Raw genomic sequence first — 25,520 nt, forward strand, 5'->3', positions numbered from 1 at the left:
ACTTCTATTTTTTATTGGTTTTACATCAATCCCGGTAAATACAGTGCAATCTGAGGGAACACCATCACCAGGATCATGACAGTGGCATCACACATCAGGAAAGGAATTCCCGCTTTGTATACATCCATCATGGTTGTGTTTTTTGGGGCCACCGCCTTCATAACGAACAGCAGCAACCCAAAGGGAGGGGTGGTATTCGCCATTTCCATGTTGATCAGCATTATCAGTGCAAACCAAAGTGTATTAAAGTGTAATGCCTCCACAACCGGCAAAAAGATGGGAATGGCGATCATCACCATGGACAGGTTGTCCATAAAGCACCCCAGAAACAAAAGAACGATTTGCATGGAAATAAGGACCATGAAGGGGGGAAGGTCAAACCCGATGACCATCTCGATAATCCCTGCGCTGGCCCCGGAAAATGCCAGAATTTGACTGAAAATCATTGATCCGGTAATAATCATGAACATCATGGAGGTTATTTTTAGTGTTCCCATGATGCAGGCTTTCATGACGGTTATATTCATTTGGCCGTAAACCATGGCCAGCAGAATCGTTCCCATTGATCCCAGGGCGGCTGCTTCCGATGGTGTTGCCACCCCCAGAAAAATCAAGCCGATGACCAGAAAGATGATGAACCCTATGGGAAAAACGTGGATAATACTGGCTTTGATCCTGGCCGGTATTGGGACCGGATTTTGTTGGTACGGCGGGGCAAGGTGGGGTTGAAGGCGGCAACGGATCACCACATAACTCCCATAAAAAAATGCCATGAGTAATCCCGGCAAAATGCCCGCAATTAAAAGCCCTCCCACGGATATCTGGTTTAAAGCAGCCAGGAGAATGGCAAGTGCACTGGGCGGTATGAGCATGGAAAGGCCGCCGCTTCCCATAATCGGCCCCAATGACATGCTTTTGTGGTACCCTCTTTTTTCCATATCCGGAACCAGCAATGATCCGAGAATTGAGGTGGTAGCAAGTGTTGAGCCACTCATGGTGGAAAAAAGTGCACCGCCAATGATGGCCAGAAGAGACAGACGTCCCGGAATTTTTCCAATCCACTGATCCGTGGCATCAATGGCCTTGAATCCTAATTTAGAGTGGAACATCACTTCTCCCATGAGCACAAAAAGCGGCACAGGCAGAAGGCTGAAAGTTGTAAGGCTCTCCCTTATGTTTAAAATAAGTTGAACAATCCCCATTTCTCCGCCAAGAAAAAGAACGGCGCCTATAACATCCACAATGAGAAAGGCGACTGCCACAGGTGTGCCGATGATCATCAATAGGGCCATGAGACCGAGTAAAAGTGCTAAGGTTAAATACCAATCCATTCGGGTTCCTTCTCTTTAATGAGGTGGTGTCATTCTCTTGTGATGCGGATGGTTGTTTGTCTTTTCCGCCTTATATTTTTGATAAAATATGTTTGCTCTTCGAATGAACTGAAGCGCAAACAAAAAACACCCCACAGGGATGACCATGATGACCAAAAATTCAGGTATCTTCAGGTATTTTAAGGTGGGAACGTTCCTGACATAAAAGTCATACGTAACGATCGTCCCATAATAGGTCAGGATTAAAAGAACACCGGCACCAAGGATGGAGGTAACGGTATTCAGAATGGCCTCGGTTCTCTCGGTTACAATGTTTAAAATGATGTCGACCTTTATGTGCCCCTCTTCTTTAAGAACAAAAGCCGCCGTTAAAAAAGGAATATAAAGCAGGATATATTCACTGATTTGAAGAATCCATCCACTGGGGCTATTAAAAAAATACCGCATCACCACATCAATACAGACAGAAATAAGAGAAAAAATCATTAACATACCGCTAAACCATGTAAACCCGATTAAAATGACATCAAAAATGCGGCCTGCTCGTTGAAGAATCATCATCCTTTCGTCCTTTTTGTCCGCTTTTGTGTTATGGCGTGAGCATCTTTTGAAGCGTTGGTCCCAACTCCGGATTTTGCTTGATCACTTCGTCCCATCCGGCTTTATAGGCCAGGTCAACATAGCTTTTGGTCTCCTGGGGTGAAAACGCAATAACCGTCATTCCTTTCGCCTGCAATTGTGCATATTCTTTTTCAGAAATGTCGGCCATGATGCTGCTGTACTGCTTTTCATTTTCGATCATAGCGTCCGTTAGCAGCTGCTGGAGGTGTGCCGGGAGCTTTTCCCATGTTTTTAGATTGACCAGCGCTTCAATATTCATCTGATAAATTCTGGGTTTGAGAATATATTTGCAAACATCTACCCACCCCATCTGGACATTGCCGAGAATCGCCCAGGCATACCCGTCGATGGTTCCTCTTTCAAGGGCGGTGTAAATATCTGAACCCGGCATGGTCACTGGCACTGCACCCAGCTGTTTTACAAAGGGTTCGTAGGTCGCAGAGACGCGAATTTTTTGTCCCTTCAAATCCGCCAGCGTTTTGGCCGATTTGTTGGTGAAAATTTGAAACCATACACCAAATTCGGCCCGCCCCAGGTAATGGACATTATGTTGTTTGAAAAGGGTGTTTCTAAAGTCATGATATCCGTTCTCCCGCTCTTTGATCGGATCAAGGCGGGTAAGGTGGGTATATGCAGCCCCTGTAATCTGTCTGCCGTAATAGGATTCACAACCGAAAATCATATCCACAACCCCGTTTCTAAGTGCCTCGAACTGCTTAAACCCGGGCATGGTTTCAGGCCCGCCAATATATTTGATTTCCAATTCCCCTTTTGCCTTTTCGTTGACAGATGATACAAATGCCATCCAGGCCGTCATATTGGCATCGCCTTTGGGCAGAAAAGTGACCATTTTAAGGGTTGTTTTGGCATATACAGGTGTTAAAAACATTGCGACAATGAGCAGAGCGGTCAAACAGATTAATGATTTTTTCATTTTACATCTCCTTTTAATTAAAAAAAATTATAAAACAATGATAAAAATTACCTGTTGAACCATACGGCAGTAATTTATATCATGCGCATTGCCATCATGGACACTCTATCGATCAAACGTCTATTCTTCTGACCTTTCCTTATATCTGTATGGGTTTATTTCAGGACATCTTCCAGGGCATAGCGTTCCAGCATTTGACGCATGTCCACAAGATGTTCCACCATTACTTTACGGGCACCGCTGGCATCCTGGGCCTCAATTTTTTTTGCAATTTTTTTATGATATGAAGACATGCTTTTTTTTTCGTCTTCATGCCACTTGATAGAGGAGATGAACTCAAACAGCAGGTCAATAAGCGCCGCCTGGAACACGCTTAAAAGCGGGTTATGGGCCGCATCGGCCAGGGCTTTATGAAAGTGTTCATCCTGGCGTTGAAATGTTTTTTTCTGATGAAATGACAGGTCCAGATCGGCTATGGATGCCCATATTTTTTGGATATCTTCATTGGTTCTGTTCTTTGCTGCAAAATGGGCAATGCTCGGTTCGATAATCCCCCGGACGTCAATGACATGTTCGATGCTGATGTTTTTCCAACGGATGATATCATGCAGTAATTCAGAGATTTTAGTGCCGCTGATATCCTCGGTGACAAAAGTGCCGCCACCAGTGCCCTTTTTGACGAAGAGAAATCCACTGTTTTTCAGGGTCAGAATTGCTGAACGGAGCGTTACACGGCTGGTATTAAAAATTTTCGCCAGTTCTCTTTCGCTTTGAAGCCGTTGTCCAGGGGGGATTTTGTTTTCGAAAATGGCTTCTTTGATTTGGGTCACAATTTTTTCATGGGCCTGTTTGCCATCAACAATTGATGTAAAACCATGGTTCAAGTGTATTTCCTTTTTAAAAGTTATGGAATAAAACCTGGTGGACTAACCATAGACCATGAGATTTTTCGTGTCAACTTTTTTTTGACTACAATATATCAATTGAATGCTTGAAGCATGGACAAAGGTGCGGTAGAATAAAAAATCAGGCAAGCAACAAAAAAAGGACCTTGCTTTGGGCGCATCCGTTGAAATGGCGTGTGTTGCCTATAAGCTCAGAGGTTAATTTTTCTTAAAAAGGATATGGGTATGAAAACGTTAAAATATGCAGCAGCATTAATTTTTATTGTGGCAATGACCGCGGTTTATCTCACCGGATGTGCCTCCAGCAGATCCGGTGAGGTGTATTCCCGGGACCAGGCAAGACAGGTCCAGACCGTTGAAATGGGCACGGTTGAGTCGGTTAAAACCGTGATGATTGAAGGCACGAAAACCCCCATTGGAACTGCTGCCGGTGGCGTGGCAGGGGGCGTTCTGGGCAGTACGGTGGGAAGCGGATCCGGTAAAACAGTTGCCACGGTTCTCGGTGCCCTTGTGGGCGCAGCGGCAGGAACAGCAGCAGAAGAAGGCATCACCCGAAAACAGGGCCTTGAAATAGTCGTGAACAAAGACAATGGTCAAACCATCGTTGTGGTGCAGGAAGCCGATGTGATGATCTCCGCCGGAGACAGGGTCAGGATTATTACGGCTGCGGATGGTACCACAAGGGTGTCAAAGTAATATTTGACCTTTGACGTTTCATGGTTATTTTCCTGAGCTTACGGATAATTACGGGAAACGAACAGGAGAATCATGAAAAAGAATATACAATATAATAATAATTTAAGGAATATTGCCATCATTGCCCATGTTGATCATGGCAAAACCACCCTTGTTGATGCCATGTTCAGGCAGAGCGGTCTTTTCAGGGAAGGCCAGAAGGTAGAGGAACGCCTCATGGACAGCATGGACCTTGAAAAAGAACGCGGTATCACCATTTCAGCTAAAAATTGTTCTGTGACCTGGAAGGATGTTAAAATCAATATTATTGATACACCCGGTCATGCCGATTTCGGTGGCGAAGTGGAAAGAGCGCTTTCCATGGCCGACAGTGCGATTCTCCTTGTGGATGCATCGGAAGGTCCCCTGCCCCAGACCCGGTTTGTCCTTAAAAAAACATTTGAAGCCAATCTTCCCGTTGTGGTGGTCATCAATAAGATTGACCGTAAAGATGCCAGGACCGACAAAGTGCTGGATATGGTGTATGACCTGTTTATTGATCTTGACGCCACGGAAGAACAGCTTGATTTTACCTATTTATATGCCATTGGCCGGGATGGGATCGTTAAAAAAGAACTGGATGATGACGTTGATAATTTAAGCGCTTTATTTGATCTCATTGTGGAAGAAATGCCTCCCCCGACCTACGACCCGGACGCCCCTTTTCAGATGCTGGTGTCGGATCTCGGGTATTCCGATTATCTGGGGCGGCTTGCCATTGGAAAAATTTTTAATGGTACTGCCAAGTCCAATGAAAACCTTGTGTGCATCAATATAAACAATACGGCTTTGCCGTTAAAGGTTTCCAAAATTCAGTCTTATGACGGGATGACACTTGTCCCTGTAGACCAGGCCCAGGTGGGGGATATCATCGTCTTGGCCGGTATCGAGGATGTCAAGATCGGTGATACCATCTGTACAAAACAGGCACCGGTTCCCCTTAAACGGATCACCGTGGATGAACCCACCGTATCCATGCAGTTCTCCATTTGCAACTCTCCCTTTGCCGGTCGGGAAGGAAAGTTTGTCCAGTCAAGGAAAATCAGGGATCGGCTGCTGAAGGAAACCTTGATGAATGTGGCCATTGAAGTGGAAGAAAGTGATACAGATGAAAGCTATAACGTCAAGGGAAGGGGTGAACTTCAACTGGCGATTCTCATCGAAACCATGCGAAGGGAAGGATTTGAACTCTGTGTCGGACGACCCAAGGTCATTTATAAATATAAGGATGGAAAAACCCTGGAACCCATTGAGCACTTGTTTGTGGATTGCGGTGAAGATTTTATGGGGGTTGTAACGGAAAAACTTTCCATTCGAAAAGGCAAGATGCTCAACCTTGTGAACAACGGCAAAGGCAGGGTGAGGATTGAATTTTCAATCCCCTCAAGGTCTTTGATTGGCTACAGGGACGAGTTTATGACAGATACACGGGGGACGGGAATCATGAACTCCTATCTGTCCGGATACGAAGAACACAGAGGAGAGTTTCCTGTCCGATATACCGGGTCCATTGTGTCTGACCGGCAGGGAAAAGCCGTACCCTATGCATTGTTTAACCTTGAACCCCGGGGGCAGATGCTTGTTGAGCCGGGCACCCCTGTGTATGCGGGGATGATCATCGGGGAACACAATCGGCATCAGGATATTGAAGTGAATGCCTGCAAGGAGAAGAAACTGAGCAATATGCGGGCATCTGGAAAAGATGAAAATGTTACCTGTTCACCGATAAAGGCCATGACCCTTGAAAAGGCCATCCATTTTATCCGGGATGATGAAATGGTGGAAGTTACGCCGAAATCTATACGCCTTAGAAAAACCGTGCTGAATTCTTCCCAGCGCCAGATGATGAAGGCAAAACAAAAAAAGGCGGCGCAGGAATAACTAAAAAGGGAGCGCCATGATCTGGTTAAATACCTTGATTGCACAACTGCTGCCGATGATTCCCAAATCGTTGGTTGGGATTTTTGCAAAACAGTATATTGCCGGTGAAACACTGGGGCAAGCCCTGGACAACATCAAGGCACTGAACGATCTGAAGATCAGTGCCACACTGGATTTTCTAGGGGAAGATCCCAAAAACAGAGCAGACTGTCAGGCGGCAGTTGCTGTTTATAAACATGCCATTCAAGAAATCCATCGTCAACAGCTGAACAGTGGGGTGTCCTTAAAACCATCCCACATGGGGCTGAAAATTGATAAACTATTTTGTTTTGATAACCTTTATGATCTGCTCAGTCATGCCCGAAAATATACGGTTTTTATCCGGATCGATATGGAAGATGTCACGCTGAAAGAGGATACCATTGATCTTTATCTAAAGCTCAAACAAGAGTTTGAAAATGTCGGTATGGTGATGCAGGCATATCTGAGAAGCGCAATCGACGATATGAATCGCATGATCGAACAACGAGCCAACGTAAGGATTTGCAAAGGCGCCTATTATTGGGAAGACAGAAAAATCGCATACAAGGATATGCGTATCATCAATTCAAGTTTTACCTACCTGCTGGAAAAACTATTTTTAAATCATTGTTTTACCGGTATTGCCACCCATGATGAACGGCTGGTGTTTGAAGCCATAAAGTGCATTGATAAGCTGGGGGTTTCAAAAGGAAACTATGAATTTCAGATGCTCTACGGTGTGCAGGAAAATTTACGAAATATCATCCGTGATCACGGTCACCCCATACGCGTGTATGTGCCCTTTGGAAAAGAATGGTTTGCATACGCTATTCGGCGATTAAAAGAAAATCCCAAAATGGTCAGTTATATTTTCACCAATGGCATTAGACGTATGCTCGGCCATTAAGAACGGTTGTGGGGCAAAAATGATCGTTGTCATGACGGACCTGCCTATGGTATGATGACCTTACGTGGGTTCTCTTTTTTGATGGTTTTTGTCAAATCGGGTATCAAACAAAAGGAGATGTCATGAAGTCTCAACCCTCTAACCGATTTACCCTGAAAAAGTTTCAAACAATCGTACGGGCAGTGTCCACCTATACCCAGCTGGACCTTCTGGTAACCCATCTTGTTGAAGATATCTGCCAGGAATTTGATATGAGGGCCTGTTCTATTCTGCTGTTTGATGACAGAGAAAATCAACTTTTCAGGATGGGAAGTTTTGGATTAAGTGATGAATATTTGACCAAAGGGCCGGTATTTGTCGATGATAAATGCAATTCCTTTATCAAGGGGGAGCCCGTTTTGATCAGTGATCTTCAAAACGACCCCCGGGTCCAGTATCCCGATGCCGCGAAAAAAGAAACCCTGGTTTCCCTGCTGGCCATTCCGGTCAAGTACAGAAATTATACCATCGGGGAAATGCGGATTTACAACAACCGATTGATCGAATTTCATGAAGAGGATATTGCACTTTTTCTAATCCTGGGGCAGTTTTTAGGCCTGGCCATCGATAACCAGGGGCTGAGAAATTTTATTGCCTCTGTAAGGTCATCCATGCAGGATCTGCCGCTTAGAATATTAAATGGTTAAATGGATCCGGATTTATGGCAAAAAAGATTTTCACAGATACATCGGATTTTTACTCCATTGACTCTGGTGATGAAATTCATTTTGAGCAGAAAAGATTCAGGGTTACCGGTCATGCCCGGGAGATGCGATTTGGCATCGAAGATCCCAAATTCTGGGTGAAACGGGCCATTGATCTGGATACAGGGGAATTAAAATATATCAAGTTGTCTTTTTTTGAAACATTTAAAATTACCCTGGGGGGTATTGATATCCAGTGTTTCCGAAGTCCTGAAAAGGAAGGGGAAATTTTGGATTTGGTCAAAGGTCATCCCTATTTTATGCAGGGAAAGGTGTACAGAGACAAACAACAAAACAATATCCGGGTCCTGGATGCGGTCCGGGGAAAGAATTTTTTAACGTATATTGGTATGTTTGACATGCCGTATGATGCTTATTTTAAAACACACCTTCCCGGCATTTTAAAAGAACTGGTCCGACTGTTTGAAGCCATCCGGATACTCCATGAAAACGGCTATACCCATGGGGACATCAGAAACGACCATGTGATCCGGGAATCCAGTTCCAATAATCTGGTATGGATTGATTTTGATTATGATTATAAAACAGATGAAAATCCGTTCAGTCTGGATCTGTTTGGATTAGGAAATATATTATGCTATGCCATCGGCAAAGGATTTCATGTGTATTACGACATAAAAACACGTTCCCGTGAATATCAGGGTCTAGTGGATCGAATTGAATCCGACGATTTTTCATTGCTGGGCCATAGACGGTTGTTTAACCTGCGAAAATTATACCCTCAGATCCCTCAGACGCTCAACAACATCCTCATGCATTTTTCCAGCGGCGCTGAAATCATGTACGAAACCGTAGACGAAATCATTGAGGATTTGAACAGATGTTTGCCGGCTTTTTCGTAAAAAAAAGGGGGTGCTTTGAAAACAAATGTTTTTATAGGAATCAGTGATTCTGTTATTTTCAGGGAGGTATTGAATCGGTTTCTGACCCTCCCTTTTGAGAAGCAACGTCTGACCATCACATTGGTACATGTCTTCAGGAAGGCCACGAACAGTGAACAACTGATGGGAGAAGACTATATCACCCATCAGATTGAGCAGTTTACCCATATTTTGAAACTGACAAAGCAACAGCTGATCAACAATGGATACACAAAAGAACAAATCGCTGTAAACCTTATTGAAAACCCGTATCCCACCATTGCCGACGGGCTCATCGATCAGTTCAAAAAAGGTGAGTATCATATGGTGGTGCTGGGCAGAAAAAGAATGTCCAAGGCTGAAGAATTTGTCCTGGGGGATCCGTGTACCAAATTGATCCGATATCTTGAAAAAACCTGTGTGTTGATCATCAAGGGAAGTTAGAACCCAAGATAGGCATCAATAGGGTGTAAAAATGAACTCGCTTGAAAAAAAATAGAATAAGATATTGAATAAGTTTGATTCTTGCTTATTTTTTGGACTATAGCCCTTTAATCCTTTTTCTATAGGGAGACACAGACATGAAAGATACAGAAAATTTACATTTAAAAGTACAGGAACTGTGCGACTGTTTTTCAACAACAGACCCTCTTAAAGAAATGTCAGAGGTAAAAAATGATGAAAATACCGGGGATGCAGCCTTGAAATGGTTGGCACTGTCTGTACTTCACGGTGTAAACAACAATGCCAAAAAGATATCCATCAAACAGGCCCTTGATGGCACCGTCTCTGTGACGGCAGAATACCGTGATACCCAGATTCCTTCGCCCGGTGCCGGTGTGGCTGAAAAAATTTTTGAAGCGGTCCGGGAAATTACCCATATTGAAGAGAAAAAAGGAAAAATCAGGCTGGCTTTGGGCATAAGGGATTCAAGCCTTGATCTTGAAATTAAAGTAAAAGACAAAGACGACTATAAAAAAGTGTCCATTAAATTTCCATAACCATCCTCCTCCCAGGGGATTTAACCTGTCTTTTGCATCCATCGCCTGGGAGGAATCTATACTTCGGTTTTTTTCATGGTTTTACGTCTTTCTCCGTCCCTGACTTCACGTCGTAAGAGCTTGCCAACCTTTGACTTGGGAAGCATGTCCCTGAACTCCACATACGCCGGAACCTTGTAGGACGCAAGCTTTTCACTGCACCACCGGATCAGTTCAACGCCGCCGACCCCCCTTGCGTCTTCTTTCATAACGACGATGGCCTTGATGCGTTCCCCCACCTTTTCATCGGGAATGCCGATGACACAGGCATTGATAACCGTGGGATGATCCTGCAACACGGCCTCAATCTCTGAGGCCGATACCCGGTAGCCCTTGTGTTTGATCACATCAGCCGATCGTTCCATGTAAACCAGTTCGCCATCGGGTTTACAGGAGACATAATCGCCCATCCGGCAGTAGACTTTGTCATTGACCCTGACATAGGTTTTTTGGGTTTCATCTGGTTTTTCATAATATTCTTGCAGGGCATAGGGCGAAGTGACAAAGAGTTCACCATTTTCTCCATCTTCAACGCATTCCAGGGTAAGCGGGTCAACCACAATGCATTCCCGGCTTTCCAGAGGATATCCGATGGAACCGGAACTTGGGTCCGTGCCTATTTTACTGTACGTCACGTGGCCGACCTCGGTGGATCCGTATACCTGGTATATGGGGAGGTCATAGTACTCTTTGAACCGGTTCATGACCTTGCCCGGCAGCACATCCCCGCCACAGAAACAATATTGCAATGAGGAGATATCATACTTATCCCGCCGGTCATTTTCCAGGATCATCCGGTAAAGCGCGGGCACGCCCAAAAACCATCTGACCTTGTATCTTTCGATGGATTCCAAAATAGCATCCACCTGGGGCTGGGGCATGAGAATCACCCTATTGCCCTTATTTAAACCGATGGCCATGAAAAATCCCAGCGCCATGATATGGAACAGCGGGTTGATGGCAATATAGACATCCGTGCCCTCCTTTAAATGGTCGCCTGCCACATCATAGGTCACATTGTTTATATAGGACGTGGAGCCGATATGGTTGCCCGGCACCCCCTTGGGGAATCCTGTGGTTCCCCCTGTGTAGAGGATATAGGACAGGTCATTCATCGGATCAATTTCCACTGCTTTGGTCAACGGTGCTGCTTTAAGAAAGGATTTAAAGGATATAATTTTGTCATCATAGGTCACGCTGCCATTGGGGACCTTGTCAAACAAAAGACCCAGGGCCCGCTTCCACAGCGGCAAAAGGTCCGCAAGATTGGTCACAATGGCCTGTTTCAGTCCGGTGGTGGCAAAGGTTTCTTTGACATATCCGAAATTGGTATCCATGCAGACGATGGTTTTGGCCCCGGAATTATCAATCATATACCCGATTTCATGGGAGGTATAAATAGGTGAAACCGGAACAAGGACGGCTCCTGCCTTCTGGATGCCCAGGTAAGCCACCACCCACTGGATGCAGTTGGGGATATACAAGAGCACCTTGTCGCCCTTTTGTACCCCTATGTTTCGCAATCCCCCGGCAAATCGTTCACTCAAGTTCCTCAGCTGTTTATACGTAAACGACTCTCCCAGGTATGATACGGCGATGTTTCCCGGATATAGTTCACTCATTCTATCAAATCTTGAAAAAGACACTTCTTTTTCAAGGGGTATGGCATGTTTCCCCATTTGAGACGACTCCTTTTGTTATGAAACACCAAAATAGGCGGATTTTACATCTGGATTATCCATGAGTTCTTCCCGGGTCCCTTCCATCACAGCCGCACCGTTTTCAAGAATATAGGCATAATCCACAATGGGAAATACCGGTCGGGCATACTGCTCTGCTATGATAACGGAGATCCCTGTTTCCTCCTGGATGACCTTGGTCGCCTTAATCAAGGTGGCCTGCATCAAAGGGCTGAGCCCAAGCAGGGGCTCATCCAGCAGCAGGATCTTGGGCTGGGCCATCAACGCCCTGCCGATGGCCACCATCTGCTGCTCACCACCGCTTAAAAATCCGCCCAGACGGTTCTTTAGTTTCTGCAGGGCAGGGAACATGTTCATGACATATTCCAGGGTATATTTTGCCTGGGCCTTGGTGGCCAGATATCCCCCGATACGAAGGTTTTCAAGCACGGAACTTTCCTTGAATAGGCGCCGTCTTTCAGGGCAGAGGACAATCCCGGCCTTTGCCCGAAGGCTGGGTTTAAGGTCCATGATGTCCTGATCCTGGAACAAGACTTCCCCTGTCAGGGTGATCCGTTCTCCCCCTGCCATATGTTCCTTTTTCTGGATATCCAGCATAATGCCGGACAAGGCATACATGAGGGTGGATTTGCCGGCACTGTTTGCGCCGAATATGCCAACAATCTGATTTTTGTCACATCGGATACTGATATTGTTCAAGGCCAGCATATTCTCGTAAAATACCATTAAGTTGCGGGCTTCAAGCATAGGTCATGACCTCCTCCACTTTTTCCGATCCAAAATACGCCGTCTTGACCCGTTCATCTGCCATGACTTCAGAAGGGCTCCCTTCAATGAGTTTTTCACCGAAATTCAGAACCATGACCCGATTGGCCACCTGGAAAAGTTCCCTTAAGCGGTGCTCAATCATGACAATGGTAATGCCCTCATCCTGGAGTCGTTCGATCAGGGGGACCATGGAAGCAATCTCACTCATGGAAAGCCCTGAAAACACTTCATCACAGATAATGATCTCCGGTTTGAGTGCCAGACATCTGGCCAGTTCCAGCCGCTTTAAGTAGCCGGTGGGCAAAGTGGATGTTTTTTTAAACGGGATATAAGAGTCCCTTTCAAATCCGATTTCTTCCAGGATATCAATGGCAATGGTCTGCCGGTTGCCCAGGTGTCCCCCTCCCCGCCAGCCACCGGTTCGCTTGGCGCGGGGAGAAAACAGCGGGATCACAAGGTTCTTATAGGCCGGCAGACTGTGATAGGGCCGCATGATCTGGAAGGTTCTTGTCACCCCCATGTCGGCAATTTTATGCGGTGGTTTGCCGGTAATATTTTTTCCATTAAAATAAATCCTGCCCGAGGTGGGTTTGATAAAACCTGTAATGGAATTGACAATGGTGGTTTTCCCTGATCCGTTGGGCCCAATAATACCTAAAACATCACCGGGGAAAACATCAAAGCTGACATCCTTCAGGGCCTGCACCCCCCCGAATCTTTTGGAGAGGTCGTCTATTCTTAGAATCGGTTCTGTCATATGTTGGTCCACCTTTCAAATTGTTCATATTTTCTTTGACCAAATTCCATGATGCCATCACTTCTGAAAAGGATGAATCCCACAAGAATGGACGCATAAAAGACAATCCTTAATGTTCCAAAATCCCTTAACAGCTCTGATACTGGCACCAGGATCAGGCACCCGATAAGCGGTCCCACAAGGGTTCCGGATCCGCCGATAACCGTGGCGGCAATGGGCAGGATGGAAAAATCAAGGGCAAACTGGGAAATGCCTGACCACATGTAGATATGGGTGAGACAGCCTCCGGCCATGCATCCCATGGCCGAGGCAATGAAAACAGCCAGGGCCTTGTACCGGGTAATGTTGATACCGGAAGCCTTTACGGCCTGGTCATTGTCCATAATGGCCGTAAAAATCAACCCCCTGTCGGTGGTCACAAACCGCCGGATGCCGAATAGAAAAATCAATACCATGCAGATGACAAAATATTGTTCTAAAAAAGCGGAAGAGAAACTGTCAATCCCGACCAGTCCGTCCGTTCCCCCGAAAATGTCAAAGGCTTCAATAATGCGTGCCATGAACAGCGGATACATCAAGGTGACAATGGCAAAGTACACCCCTTTTAACGGCAGGCAGGGCAAGAGTAGCAGTGTGCAGAAGGCACCGCCGATGATGGCTGCCAGGGGAACCGTGAGAAAGGGGGGAATTGAAAAATAGGAATTCAGTATTCCGGCAATATATCCCCCGGTTCCAATGAAAAAGGCGCCCCCTAGAGAGACCAGTCCCACGTAGTGGGCCAGAAAATCAAAACTCAAGGCCAGGATGGCATAAATACAGACAATGGAGATGACCCGCTGCCAGTACATGCCGGGTACCAGAAAAGGAAGGGCCAGCATGCCGGCAATCAAAATAAACCGGGGCAAGGTCAGATAGGTGAGCTCCCGCCAGGACATCAATGCATAAAGTCCGTCGGATCTGACCTTTATCCCGCGATCAATTCTTTCTTTCCGTGATTGTTGAGTGGTCATTTTCTATACCCTCTCTTCCAGTTCTTTCTGATGGCCGAACAAGCCGGACGGTTTCAGGATCAGGGTCAGAATAATGGCCAGCAGCGCCACCACCATTTGGAAATGTGACCCGATGAACACAACGGTAAGAATCTGGGCATACCCGATGATAAAGGCGGCAAAAAATGCCCCCATCCAGGATCCCAATCCCCCAACAATACACACGGCAATGGACATGATCAGGACATTATATCCGGATTCCACCACAATATTGCCCAGGGGCAGAATTAAAGTGGCGGCAATGCCGGCTAGTACGGCACCGAATCCCATGGCCAGCATGGCCATTAAATCCGAATCAATGCCCAGCATCAGTGCTGCCCGTTCATCCTGGGCCATGCCCTGGAGAGCAAGTCCCAGCCGTGTATAATGGGTAAACAGCCATAGTCCTGCCACCAGCAGAACACCGATGACCATCATGATGAGTCGATGGAAATCCACGGGCACGCCGCCAAGCATGAGGCTGCCTTCCATGAACACGGGCAGGGTATAGTTCATGCCCCGAAAACCGCCATACCGCAAGGCTTCAAGGATGGCAAGCCCGATGGCATAGGACGCAATAATCTCGGAAATGTTCATCCCTCTCACCCGTATCAGGATAAAGCGGTACATGATCATCCCCAAAATTCCGTTCACACAAAGGGAAAGAATGATCGAGATAAAATACGGCAGCCCGAATTGATAAAACAGGGTCCAGGTGACAAATCCGCAGATAATATACAAAGCACCATGGGCAAAGTTGGGTACCCGGCTGATGCCATAGATCATTGCAAAACCTAACCCCATCAAAGCAAGGGACACAGAGTTGATGGTTCCATAAACTAGAATTTCCATAAAAAAATCCCACTATTTGAGTGTTGGTAAACGCGATCTTTAAAATTTAGTTTGTTTTCATCCATGGCGGCAGTTGAATACTGCCTTTGGCAATGCTTTTCGGATATACCACAACCCGTTTGCCATCCTGCCACTGGAGGATGGAACCCACAGCGCCGTCTTTGGGATCTAATGCAACAATGACCTGGTGGCTTTTGGGATCAAATCTGAGTCTTCCGTATACCCCCATCATATCCGTTTGTTCCAGGGCAGTCACCACTTTGTCTGATTCCAGTGTTCCGGCTCTTTCAATGGCATCTTTTAAGACATAGACGGCCATATAGGAAGAGGAAGATCCAAGACCTTCAGGCTCAACCCCCCATTTTTTGGCATAGGCATTATAAAATTTCATGGTCCATTCAGTGGCATCCGAAGGGGCGTTCCCGGCATTCACAACATTGCACAGCGTATACTGGCCCTTTCCGTCCGTGGCTTTCCAAAACCCCGGTTGTTCTGCCGCAGCCAAAGTGGAACCAAAGGGCAGTGCCGGTATTTGAAGATCATACCATTGTTTTAGCAGGATGGCGCTTTCCGGCATATCCATCCAGATATTGATGATTTGGGACCCCGTTGATTTGACTTTTAACAGGGCCATGGAAAAGTCTGTGGTACCGGTGGGGAAAATTTCAGTACCGGTTACCTCAAATCCCTTGGAACTGGCCACTTTTTCCATTACTTTGGCCGCACCCCTTGCATGGGAGACATCCTGGGCCATAATAAACACCTTGGTCAATCCATACTGTTCTTTGAGGTCTGCAAAGTTTGCGATCATTTCACCGATCAGGTTGACGGCTTCCCCGTGAATCCTGAAACAGTATTTAAATTTGTCATATTTTTTTTCCACTGTTTTATGATATGCAGGGGTTAACACCCCACTGGTCACAATGGATACTTTTTTATGTTTGGACAATAAAGACATGGCCGCAAGGGCTGCTTCGGAACGGTTGGGACCGCCCAGGATAAAATCCACTTTTTTGTTTAAAATCAGTCTTTCCAGGGCCATTAATGCCTCACTGACAGGGACTCCCGGCTCTAGATCCCGGGTATCAATGACTTCAACCGTAAAGGGTCTTTTTTCCCCCTTCACGCTGACACCGCCGGCAGCGTTAATTTCATCCACGGCAAGTTTAATGCCCCGCTCTGCATCCCATCCGTAAACATAGGCCGTGGACAAGGGTGCCCCTAAAATAATAGGGTTTTCGGCAAAAGCAGGGAAGACGCTCCATACGATTAAAACCATGGATACAAAAAAGGTAAGACAATTGATGAATCTGATACGTTTCATACGTGTTCTCCTTAAAGTTAAAACATTATCGATATTGATAATATCCAGGATCCCTGAGGATCGAACCGTTTGAGTTGCTACGCTTTTATTGTCATGACCAGCCCAAATATGGGCTTAACTTATTTGTTTAATGAATCTTTTTCATGGTTTTTTTGATCCCGTTCACTGAGGTTGAAACCTGGGTAAAGGTCACCCCCATTCGTGGTAATTTTGCCCCTGATTTCCAGAAACTGATCAAAATTATCGATAAAAACATCCAGAATATCCGGGTCAAAGTGTTCGCCTCTTTCTTTTTTGATGAAATCATAGGTCACCTCTGTGGGGTACGGGTCTTTATAGGGGCGTCTTGAGGTGAGGGCATCAAAGGTATCTGCTATGGCGGCAATTCGACCGGAGATGGGGATGTTGTCTCCTTTCAGTTGAAGGGGATATCCTTTTCCATTGAATTTTTCATGATGGCTCAGGGCGATTTCATGGGCCATCTGCAGGATTTTTGATTTGGACCGGGATAAAAGCCTTGCCCCGATATGGGTGTGTGTTTTAATGGTTTCAAATTCGATATGGGTGAGCTTGCCCGGTTTTAACAGAATTTTATCCGGGATGCCGATTTTTCCAATGTCATGCATGGGTGCAGCATAGTAGATGGTTTCGATGAAGTCTTCGGGGAGCAGTAGCTTTTTGGCTATGAGGGAGCAATATTGTCCGATTCTGATAATGTGATCCCCGGTATCCTCATCTTTATACTCTGCTGCCATGACCAGACGATGGACAGAATCAATATAGGATCGTTTAAGTTCTTCGTGAGCTTTGATGGCTTCGTTTTTCAGGCTTCTTTCCCGCAACACACGATTGATCCTAAGGATTATTTCCCTGGGTGAAAACGGCTTTTCCACAAAATCACTGGCACCGATACTAATGATTTCATCGTATTGATAACTGCGAATTTGACCGGTCATGACAATCACATCTGCCGTAAATTTTGATTTAATGATCTTGGCAAGCTCAATCCCATCCATTACCGGCATGTCAATGTCCGTCACCACCACATCGAACATTTTTTCAGATAACAGAGCCAATGCGGCTTCTCCATCCTCTGCAAAGGCACACTGGTAACGGGCTCTTTCCATGGTGCTTTTAAGCAGGCTTCTGATCATGGGTTCATCATCAACAATTAAGATAAAAGCTTTTTCGGTATCTGCGATAACAAAATCGTTTATCATGGCTTGCCTTGATTCCTTTTTCAAATTATAACCGTAACTTAAAAAAATATCAATCCAACATTAAAGTCAAGTTGAATTTCATGTTCAGATCAATGAATCCTTTCTTTTAAACCCGTTTCACAGTTAACACATCAATGCCAGGGGAGGCCAGATTACGGCTTTGCCAGAATCGTGTTGATGGCTTTGATCAGTGTTTTCATGGGGATGGGTTTTTGAATGACTTCAATGATGCCCGTGGCCTTCGCAAGTTCGACCAGTTTATCACTCTTTGTGCCGGTGCATAACAAAACCGGGATATTGCCGCGGATTTCAAGGATTTTTTTTGCCAGTTCCATGCCCTGTAGTCTGGGCATGATATGATCTGTGATCACAAGATCAAATTTTTGAGGGGTCTTTCTGAACACCTCCAATGCCTCTATACTGCTGGTATATCCCGCAACCTTGTAGCCCACCTTTTCAAGGACAATGGTGCCGAAACTCACCAGGGCATCTTCGTCATCCACAAACAATACATTGCCGCTGCCCCTGGGAAGGGGTGAATCTCCTTTAATATCTGTCTTACTGCTTTCGGTCTGTCTGCAGGGAAGAAGCACTTCAAAGGATGATCCTTTTCCGGGCTGGCTGTCTACCAGAATGGTTCCCCCGTGACTGACGGCAATCCCCTGGGCAACGGCCAGGCCAAGTCCGGTTCCTTCCCCGGGTTCTTTTGTTGTAAAATACGGATCAAAAATCCGTTCGACAATTTCAGGATTCATACCAGGACCGGTATCCTGTATTAAAATACTGACATAATGCCCGGAAACCAGATTTGGATACTCAGACACGCGTTCTGAATCTAAAAAGAGCTGTTTTAAACTGATGTTCAAGGTCCCGCCGGTTTTTGTCATGAATTGGCCGGCATTCTGGCAAAGATTTAAGATCAATTGATGAATCTGGTTTGGATCCGCCAGAACCGTGCCGGTTTCTTTTTGAATATTTTTTTTGATGTCAATGGCAGAAGGAAAGCCTGTTTTAAAATAATTTAGAACGTATTCAAGTATCGGGGTAATTTTAATGGGTGTTTTTTCCTGCTCTGTCTGCCGGCAGAACGTTAAGAGGTGTTGAACCAGTTCCCTTGCCCTGAAAGCCGCTGTATTAATTTTTTCCAGGCAGGTGCCGATGGTTGACTCTTTGGGATGTTTCTCCGTGGCCGCCAGGTCGCAATATCCGATGATGATGGATAGAATATTGTTAAAATCACGGGCAATGCCGCTGGACAATGTGCTGATGGCCTCCATTTTCTGGGCCTGCTTGAGGATTTTTTCCATGCGTTTATGTTCAGCCAGCTCTTCTTTTAATCGTTCATTTGAGTTGGTCAGCTCCCGGGTTCGCAGGGAAACCTCATCATCCAACGTCTGCCGGGTCCTGTCCAGCTGCAACTGAAGTTGGTGCATGACAAAATGTGTTTTCAAACGGGCCAGCACCTCTTCTTTCTGAAACGGTTTGGTGATATAGTCTGCCCCCCCCAATTCAAGGCCTGTGACTTTATTGACCGTTTCTGTAAGGGCGGTCATGAAGATAACCGGAATACTGCGGGTTCTTTTGTCCGCTTTAAGTCGGCGGCACACTTCAAATCCATCCATTTCAGGCATTAATACATCAAGAAGTATGATATCCGGAAGGGTGTTGTCTAACAGTTCAAATGCTTGGGGCCCATTGAGGGCCACCTGGAGGTCAAATCCAAATTGATCCAGTATCTCTTTCAGGCGCTCAATATGTTCCGGCTCGTCATCAATAATCATGATGGTGCTTTCAGATACCATGGCGTTTTTCATTTTCACCTCTCATGATTCCTGGAGCAGTTTATGGTCTGTTCCGGATTACAGTGCTCTTTATCTCTATTTCATGACCAGACGGATAAAAAGAGCCATAAACAAAACCTGACCCCAGGCATATCTCATCTGTTAGAATAAAAATTTCACCCGATGGTCATCGTCATATGACAAATTAAGTAACAGTTTGCCGGCAACGCTGTCAAGCCGCCCCAAGGTTTTTCTTAAGATCCCTCTGCTGGTGTTGAACAGGTGTTTTTGAACATTGACTCAGAAGCGGAAATATTTTATGCTTTACATCATGAAAAAGGGAATCAAAATTTTATTTGGATTCGGTTGTGTTCTGGTGCTGGCATTTGCCGGTTTTATCGGGTATGCCACCTGGTCAGACTACGTACCGGGTCCAGAGACCCTGGTGTTTGAGCGGCAGGATGCCAGGACCATACCTGAACAGAGACGGTATCGGCTGATGATCTGGAACATTGGATACGGTGGCTTAAGCCGGGATATGGATTTTTTTTATGATGGGGGGCAACAGGTGAGGCCCGCCCGGCAAATCGTGGAAAAAAATATGGCGGCAATTGAAACATTTATTGCCAGGCAAACCGATATTGATTTTTTTCTATTGCAGGAAGTCGATCAAGATGCCAAGCGAAGCCATTCCATTGATGGGGTTTCGAAACTATCCAGAATATTTCCCCGCTTTCATTCAAGCTTTGGGAAAAATTACCATGTGTTTTTTGTGCCGGTTCCTATTTCTGATCCCCTGGGTCATGTTTTGTCCGGGGTACTGACATTGAGCCGGTTTGAGCCCGTGTCGGTTGTCCGGCAGTCTTTCCCGGGCAATTATGCATGGCCCCAGGGCCTGTTTATGCTGGACCGGTGTTTTTTGGTTTCACGCTACCGGCTTGAGAAGGGAAAAACCCTTCTGGTGATTAATACCCACAACTCTGCCTATGATGATGGTACCTTGAGAAGTCGTCAGATGGCCTACCTTAAAACCTTTTTAATCCAGGAATATGAAAAGGGCAACTATGTGATCGTTGGCGGTGACTGGAACCAGTGTCCTCCAGGCTTCAGGCCTGAGTTTGACCGAAACCGAATGGATACTGAAAATCGGTTGGACATTGACCGAGACTATTTGCCCAGCTGGAAATGGGCGTATGATCCAACGGTGCCAACCAACAGACGTCTTGTCGCGCCATATGATAAACGAACGAGCCTGACAACGGTGATTGATTTTTTCCTGGTGTCACCGAATATTGACATCAAACAGGTTCAGGGGATTCATCTTGAGTTTGAACATTCGGATCACCATCCGGTGAAACTGGAAATCAAATTAAAGGAAAAAAACTAACCTTATTTTTTCCGATGGCGCTTTGCGGTAATCTTTTTTTTCTGTCGTTCTTTTTCTTTTGGATTCTTTTCAACAAACAGGGGGGTCATGGAAAAAGGGTCCAGTCCCGTGTAATACATCAGGGTCGAATAGGTTGAAGGGGACGGGGTAAAAATCTGGACCTGCTCCGGTGTGGTCTTAAGCTTTTGGGTGGTGAAGTCTTTTAACGCTTCCATGTCTTTCATCCGGCATCCAGGGTGGGCAGCAATTAAATAATAGGTTAAAAATTGTTTTTTTCCGGATCGTTTGGACAGGGTATCAAATCGCTGTTTAAATTGTAAGAGCAGGTCAATATTCTGTTTGCCCATTAACGTTAACACATGGGGAACGGTATGTTCCGGTGCAATTTTCATTTGCCCTGAAACATTGTCTTTTACAATCTTTTCAAGATATGCACCCCCATGTTTTTTATCATTTAATATCAGGTCATACCGGATGCCAGAGCTGATAAATACGCGTTTAATGCCGGGTAAGCGTTCAATTTTTTGAATCAGCTGCAAATGGCTGGCGTGATCAGGAACCAGGTGTTTGCAGGGTGACGGGAAGAGACACCGCTTGTCCCCGCAGGCCCCTTGTTTTATCTTTTTTTTACAGTCAAACCCGTACATGTTGGCAGTGGGACCCCCAAGATCCGTAATATACCCTTTAAAATCTTCAAGATGGGAAATGACGGCGGCTTCCTTGATGATGGAGTCATGACTTCGAGATCTGATGGTTTGGCCCTGATGAACGGATATGGCGCAGAAATGACATTCCCCATAGCAACCGTAATGGGTGGGGATGGAAAATCGTATGGTATCCATTGCCCTCACGGTTCCAGAACGCTTGTAAAACGGGTGAAGGTCTCTTTCAAATCCCAGGGAGTGGATATGGTCAAGTTCTTCTGTGGTGCTGTAGGGTTCCGGCGGGTTGACAATCAGATACCGGTCATTGTGCCGTTGACAGAGTTGCTGGGCCGTTATGGGGTCATTGTTCTCATAAAAGATATGAAAACTTTTAATATAGTCTTTTTTGCTGTTTTGAACTGTTTCAAAGGCGGGCAGTTCTGTTCCTTTTTTTTCTTTGGAAATAAAGGCAACGCCATTTAAAAGTTCTGGATTTTTATTTGTTTTCAGTGCGGTTGCAAATTTGATGACCGTACTATGGGCCATGCCAAACAAGAGATAGTCCGCTTTTGCATCAAAAAGGATAGACCGTCGCATTTTGTTTGACCAGAAATCATAGTGTGCAATCCGTCTCAGGCTGGCTTCAATTCCGCCCAGGACAATGGGCCTGGTCTGTTTGAAATAGCGCCTGACAAGGTTGGAATAAGCGATCACCGCCCTGTCCGGACGACGGTTGTTTATACCGCCGGGGGTATAATCATCTTTTTGCCTTCTTTTTTTTAAGGCCGTGTAATTGGCCACCATGGAATCTATGCACCCGCCTGTGATGCCCCAGAAAAGAGTGGGTTCCCCGAGCCTTGAAATGTCGGTGCGGCCGGCCATATCCGGCTGAGCAATGATTCCCACTCGAAATCCTTTGTCAACAAGGGCTTTTCCGATAATGGCAACGCCGATAAATGGGGAATCAATATAGGCATCTCCGGTGATAAGAATGACATCAAGCGGATTCCAGTTAAGCTGGTCGACCTCTTCGGGCGTTGTGGGAAGAAACATGGGTGATACCTGTATCCTGAGGGGTTGGTTCTAATTTTAAACTGAGGGTATCATACAGGATAACCTGTTGGATTACAATCCTGGCAATCATTGGCCAGCCATTTTCATTATAAAAAGTGATAGTTACCGGAAAATGAGAATGGCTGATCATTCGCCCTGTCCTGATGGTGACTGAAATCTTGATATAGGGCGCACAAAATGCTATAGTGCCAAACTTTATAAATGATACAGAAACACTTTTTAAATGATACAAGAGCAGGGTTAAACAGATTGCAAAAAAAGGATAAGGTTACATTCCGATGCCAGTCCTGTGGCGGGCAGACCCTGAAATGGATGGGGAAATGCCCGGATTGCGGTGCCTGGGACACGTTGGTGGAAGAACGAATACGTTCAGGTGTGATAAAAAAGAAACACTCCTCTTTTTTAGCGGAACCGGTTTTGATTGATTCAGTGGCAGTGGAAGAAACCGACAGGATAAAAACGGGTGTGGCGGAATTTGACCGGGTGCTGGGGGGGGGGATTGTTGATGGTTCACTGATCCTCATCGGTGGAGACCCTGGCATTGGAAAATCCACCTTAATGCTTCAGGTGTTATCAAGCTTATCCGTTACTGGAAAAAAATGCCTCTATGTGTCGGGAGAAGAATCTGTTCGACAGTTGTCCATGCGGGGAAAACGACTTGATTCCCGGGGGCCCTCCCTGTTTGTCGTGTCTGAAACCGATCTGGATTCCATACTGGCCATGGTGAAATTATCGAAATACGATACCCTGGTCATTGATTCCATTCAGACGGTATTTCATCCTGATGTATCGTCAACACCCGGCAGCGTAACGCAGATTCGGGAAGCGGCCATGCAGTTTATGAAACTGGCAAAGACAACGGGGATTCCTATTTTTCTGGTGGGCCATGTGACCAAGGTCGGGGCCATTGCAGGTCCCAGAATTATGGAGCATATGGTGGACACGGTGCTGTATTTTGAAGGGGATAAAAATCATGTGTTCAGAATTCTGAGGGCGGTAAAAAACAGGTTTGGTTCCACAAATGAAATCGGTGTGTTTGAGATGAACGAAAAGGGGCTCACCCAGGTGCCCAATCCATCTGCTGTTTTTTTATCGGAACGGTCAGCCGTGGCGCCGGGCTCTGTGGTGACTTCATGTATGGAAGGGACACGGCCCATTCTTGTTGAAATCCAGGGCCTTGTATCCACCTCAGGACTTGGCACACCCCGGCGAACAGTTTTAGGCCTGGATCATTCCAGGGTCGCATTAATTGTTGCGGTGATGGAAAAAAGACTGGGAATGAATCTTTCCGGGCTGGATATTTTTATGAATGTGATCGGGGGGGTAAAAATCGTGGAGCCGGCAGCGGATCTGGCCGTCGCTGCAGCCCTGGCATCCAGCTTTCTGGATAAACCGGTGGACAACAAAACAACATTGATCGGAGAGATCGGGCTGACAGGAGAAATAAGGTCTGTGAGTCATGTCCAGGCCAGAATAAATGAGGCGGCAAAGATGGGATTTACAAAGTGTCTGGTTCCCAGAAGTACCCTCAAACAATTATCTAAAATAAGCGGAATGACCATTGAAAGTATCAGCTTTTTGAAAGACGCCATGGAGGTATTGTTTGAATGGCAGTGAAAAAAAATAAAAAATCCCATAAAAATTTATGGGAAGATCACTTGACCCGGCGGGCAAAGTTGGAAAAATATCCAGCACGATCCGTGTATAAACTTGAAGAAATACAGCAGAAATTCAAGGTGATGAAAAAAAATGACCAAGTGCTGGATCTGGGGTGCGCACCGGGCTCCTGGTTGTTATATGCGGCCAGGCAGGTGGGAAGTCAAGGCCGGGTTCTGGGCATTGATCTTAAACTGGTTGAGATCCAGCTGCCCGATAATGTGGTGGCAGTCAAAGAGAATATCCTGAATCCGGACAACACCTCTTTTTTAGATAAAACCAGCGGATTCAATGTCATCCTCAGTGATATGGCGCCTTCAACAACCGGCAGAAAGGACGTGGATGCATTAAAATCTTTTGAACTGTGCCATATGGCGTTAACGGTTGCCAAGGATCTTTTGGTTCAAAACGGTAATTTTGTCTGCAAGATATTTCAAGGGAATGACTTTAACGCATTTCAAAAAAGTGTTAAGTCAAAATTTAAGGAATGTAAAACATTTAAACCGGATAGTTGCAGAAAACAGAGCAAAGAAATATATATTATAGCAAAAGGTAAGAAGTAAGGAGGAGTTTCATAATGTCTGGACATAGCAAATGGTCGACAATAAAACATAAAAAAGGTGCTGCCGACGCCAAACGAGGTAAGATCTTTACCAAGTTGATAAAGGAAATTACCGTTGCGGCCCGGATGGGTGGGGGGGATCCCGAATCTAATCCAAGATTAAGGCATGCATTGAATTCAGCCAGAGCCCAGAACATGCCCAAAGATACCTTTGAAAGGGCGATCAAAAAAGGAACCGGTGATCTGGATGGGGTGAATTACGAGGAGCTCGTCTATGAAGGATATGGTCCTGGCGGGGTTGCTGTTCTAGTGGAATGTTTAACGGACAATCGGAACAGAACCATTGCCGAGGTCCGTAGTGCTTTCAATAAAGCCGGCGGGAATGTGGGAACCGATGGATGTGTGGCCTGGATGTTTGATAAAAAAGGATTGATCACCGTCAGTAAAGAAGATTCAGATGAGGAGACGCTGATGGAAGTCGCGCTTGAGGCTGGTGCCGAGGATATAAAAGAAGAAGAAGATGCCTTTGATATCATTTCTGAACCATCTGACTTTGATGCCGTAAAAGAAGCCGTTGATGGGGCAGGGATCAAGTATGAAGTGGCGGAAATAACCATGATTCCTCAAAACTTGGCAAAAGTCTCGGGGAAAGAGGCCGAGCAGATGATCAAGTTCATGGATGCACTAGATGACTGCGATGATGTCCAGAAATTTTATTCAAATGCAGATATACCGGATGAAGCGTTTGATTCAATGTAAATAATGGAA

24 protein-coding genes are annotated in these 25,520 nt (G+C 45.7%); 11 read left to right on the top strand and 13 right to left on the bottom strand.

Going from position 1 to position 25,520, the window contains the following annotated elements:
- Window positions 1-20: 20 nt before the first annotated feature.
- The 4 genes from Q1Q15_RS05985 to Q1Q15_RS06000 form a co-directional block, all read right to left on the bottom strand.
- Complete coding sequence (locus Q1Q15_RS05985) at window positions 21-1,331, bottom strand: TRAP transporter large permease subunit (RefSeq protein WP_300457651.1); 1,311 nt, start codon at window positions 1,329-1,331, stop codon at window positions 21-23.
- A gap of 15 nt (window positions 1,332-1,346) precedes the next feature.
- Entirely contained in the window at window positions 1,347-1,892 is a 546-nt protein-coding gene (locus Q1Q15_RS05990) for a TRAP transporter small permease (protein WP_300457653.1), read from the bottom strand.
- A gap of 28 nt (window positions 1,893-1,920) precedes the next feature.
- Window positions 1,921-2,886 carry a TRAP transporter substrate-binding protein DctP gene (gene dctP / locus Q1Q15_RS05995; protein ID WP_300457655.1) on the bottom strand — a complete coding sequence of 322 codons (966 nt, stop codon included), beginning with the start codon at window positions 2,884-2,886 and terminating at the stop codon, window positions 1,921-1,923.
- 155 nt (window positions 2,887-3,041) lie between these two features.
- Complete coding sequence (locus Q1Q15_RS06000) at window positions 3,042-3,770, bottom strand: FadR/GntR family transcriptional regulator (RefSeq protein WP_300457657.1); 729 nt, start codon at window positions 3,768-3,770, stop codon at window positions 3,042-3,044.
- 246 nt (window positions 3,771-4,016) lie between these two features.
- On the opposite strand from Q1Q15_RS06000, the gene Q1Q15_RS06005 reads away from it, so the two are divergent.
- From Q1Q15_RS06005 to Q1Q15_RS06035, 7 genes are all read left to right on the top strand, one after another.
- Window positions 4,017-4,487 (top strand): glycine zipper 2TM domain-containing protein, encoded by a 471-nt coding sequence (locus Q1Q15_RS06005; RefSeq protein WP_300457659.1) that lies wholly within the window; start codon window positions 4,017-4,019, stop codon window positions 4,485-4,487.
- Between the two features lie 72 nt (window positions 4,488-4,559).
- The gene (typA, locus tag Q1Q15_RS06010) at window positions 4,560-6,407 is read left to right on the top strand and encodes a translational GTPase TypA (RefSeq protein ID WP_300457661.1); all 1,848 of its coding nucleotides are present in this window, start codon (window positions 4,560-4,562) and stop codon (window positions 6,405-6,407) included.
- A 16-nt stretch (window positions 6,408-6,423) separates the two neighbouring features.
- Window positions 6,424-7,335 carry a proline dehydrogenase family protein gene (locus Q1Q15_RS06015; protein WP_300457663.1) on the top strand — a complete coding sequence of 304 codons (912 nt, stop codon included), beginning with the start codon at window positions 6,424-6,426 and terminating at the stop codon, window positions 7,333-7,335.
- A 122-nt stretch (window positions 7,336-7,457) separates the two neighbouring features.
- Window positions 7,458-8,021: a GAF domain-containing protein gene (locus Q1Q15_RS06020; protein WP_300457665.1), complete on the top strand. Its 564-nt coding sequence runs from the start codon at window positions 7,458-7,460 to the stop codon at window positions 8,019-8,021.
- 14 nt (window positions 8,022-8,035) lie between these two features.
- Window positions 8,036-8,941, top strand: a complete 906-nt coding sequence (locus Q1Q15_RS06025; protein WP_300457667.1) for a protein kinase — start codon at window positions 8,036-8,038, stop codon at window positions 8,939-8,941.
- A 15-nt stretch (window positions 8,942-8,956) separates the two neighbouring features.
- Window positions 8,957-9,403 (top strand): universal stress protein, encoded by a 447-nt coding sequence (locus Q1Q15_RS06030; protein ID WP_300457669.1) that lies wholly within the window; start codon window positions 8,957-8,959, stop codon window positions 9,401-9,403.
- A 137-nt stretch (window positions 9,404-9,540) separates the two neighbouring features.
- Window positions 9,541-9,960 carry a hypothetical protein gene (locus tag Q1Q15_RS06035; protein ID WP_300457671.1) on the top strand — a complete coding sequence of 140 codons (420 nt, stop codon included), beginning with the start codon at window positions 9,541-9,543 and terminating at the stop codon, window positions 9,958-9,960.
- Window positions 9,961-10,016: 56 nt separating this feature from the next.
- Here Q1Q15_RS06035 and Q1Q15_RS06040 read toward each other — a convergent pair whose 3' ends face one another.
- From Q1Q15_RS06040 to Q1Q15_RS06075, 8 genes are all read right to left on the bottom strand, one after another.
- Complete coding sequence (locus Q1Q15_RS06040; RefSeq protein ID WP_300457673.1) at window positions 10,017-11,678, bottom strand: AMP-binding protein; 1,662 nt, start codon at window positions 11,676-11,678, stop codon at window positions 10,017-10,019.
- An 18-nt stretch (window positions 11,679-11,696) separates the two neighbouring features.
- Window positions 11,697-12,446: an ATP-binding cassette domain-containing protein gene (locus tag Q1Q15_RS06045; RefSeq protein WP_300457675.1), complete on the bottom strand. Its 750-nt coding sequence runs from the start codon at window positions 12,444-12,446 to the stop codon at window positions 11,697-11,699.
- Entirely contained in the window at window positions 12,439-13,224 is a 786-nt protein-coding gene (locus Q1Q15_RS06050; protein ID WP_300457678.1) for an ABC transporter ATP-binding protein, read from the bottom strand. Before Q1Q15_RS06050 ends, Q1Q15_RS06045 begins: the two co-directional genes overlap by 8 nt.
- Window positions 13,221-14,234: a branched-chain amino acid ABC transporter permease gene (locus Q1Q15_RS06055; protein ID WP_300457680.1), complete on the bottom strand. Its 1,014-nt coding sequence runs from the start codon at window positions 14,232-14,234 to the stop codon at window positions 13,221-13,223. The genes Q1Q15_RS06050 and Q1Q15_RS06055 overlap by 4 nt, the downstream gene beginning before the upstream one ends.
- Window positions 14,235-14,237: 3 nt before the next feature.
- Complete coding sequence (locus Q1Q15_RS06060) at window positions 14,238-15,104, bottom strand: branched-chain amino acid ABC transporter permease (protein WP_300457682.1); 867 nt, start codon at window positions 15,102-15,104, stop codon at window positions 14,238-14,240.
- A 46-nt stretch (window positions 15,105-15,150) separates the two neighbouring features.
- On the bottom strand, window positions 15,151-16,428 hold the full coding sequence (locus Q1Q15_RS06065) for an ABC transporter substrate-binding protein (protein ID WP_300457684.1): 1,278 nt from the start codon (window positions 16,426-16,428) through the stop codon (window positions 15,151-15,153).
- A gap of 119 nt (window positions 16,429-16,547) precedes the next feature.
- Window positions 16,548-17,648 carry an HD domain-containing phosphohydrolase gene (locus Q1Q15_RS06070; RefSeq protein ID WP_300457686.1) on the bottom strand — a complete coding sequence of 367 codons (1,101 nt, stop codon included), beginning with the start codon at window positions 17,646-17,648 and terminating at the stop codon, window positions 16,548-16,550.
- A gap of 152 nt (window positions 17,649-17,800) precedes the next feature.
- Window positions 17,801-19,462 (bottom strand): response regulator, encoded by a 1,662-nt coding sequence (locus Q1Q15_RS06075; RefSeq protein ID WP_300457787.1) that lies wholly within the window; start codon window positions 19,460-19,462, stop codon window positions 17,801-17,803.
- Window positions 19,463-19,748: 286 nt separating this feature from the next.
- Between Q1Q15_RS06075 and Q1Q15_RS06080 the strand changes: the two genes are divergently transcribed.
- Window positions 19,749-20,816, top strand: a complete 1,068-nt coding sequence (locus Q1Q15_RS06080) for an endonuclease/exonuclease/phosphatase family protein (RefSeq protein WP_300457688.1) — start codon at window positions 19,749-19,751, stop codon at window positions 20,814-20,816.
- Window positions 20,817-20,818: 2 nt separating this feature from the next.
- On the opposite strand, the gene Q1Q15_RS06085 is transcribed toward Q1Q15_RS06080, so the two are convergent.
- Window positions 20,819-22,513 carry a YgiQ family radical SAM protein gene (locus Q1Q15_RS06085; protein WP_300457690.1) on the bottom strand — a complete coding sequence of 565 codons (1,695 nt, stop codon included), beginning with the start codon at window positions 22,511-22,513 and terminating at the stop codon, window positions 20,819-20,821.
- Window positions 22,514-22,783: 270 nt separating this feature from the next.
- Between Q1Q15_RS06085 and radA the strand changes: the two genes are divergently transcribed.
- The 3 genes from radA to Q1Q15_RS06100 are packed head-to-tail and all read left to right on the top strand — an operon-like array spanning window position 22,784 to window position 25,511.
- A complete protein-coding gene (radA, locus tag Q1Q15_RS06090; RefSeq protein WP_300457692.1) occupies window positions 22,784-24,151 on the top strand; it encodes a DNA repair protein RadA in 1,368 nt (455 codons plus the stop codon).
- Window positions 24,142-24,753 carry an RlmE family RNA methyltransferase gene (locus Q1Q15_RS06095; RefSeq protein ID WP_300457694.1) on the top strand — a complete coding sequence of 204 codons (612 nt, stop codon included), beginning with the start codon at window positions 24,142-24,144 and terminating at the stop codon, window positions 24,751-24,753. Before radA ends, Q1Q15_RS06095 begins: the two co-directional genes overlap by 10 nt.
- A gap of 14 nt (window positions 24,754-24,767) precedes the next feature.
- Complete coding sequence (locus Q1Q15_RS06100; protein ID WP_300457696.1) at window positions 24,768-25,511, top strand: YebC/PmpR family DNA-binding transcriptional regulator; 744 nt, start codon at window positions 24,768-24,770, stop codon at window positions 25,509-25,511.
- The last annotated feature ends 9 nt before the right edge of the window (window positions 25,512-25,520 follow it).

It is taken from the genome of Desulfobacula sp., assembly GCF_030145145.1.
In the GTDB taxonomy this organism is placed as follows: domain Bacteria; phylum Desulfobacterota; class Desulfobacteria; order Desulfobacterales; family Desulfobacteraceae; genus Desulfobacula.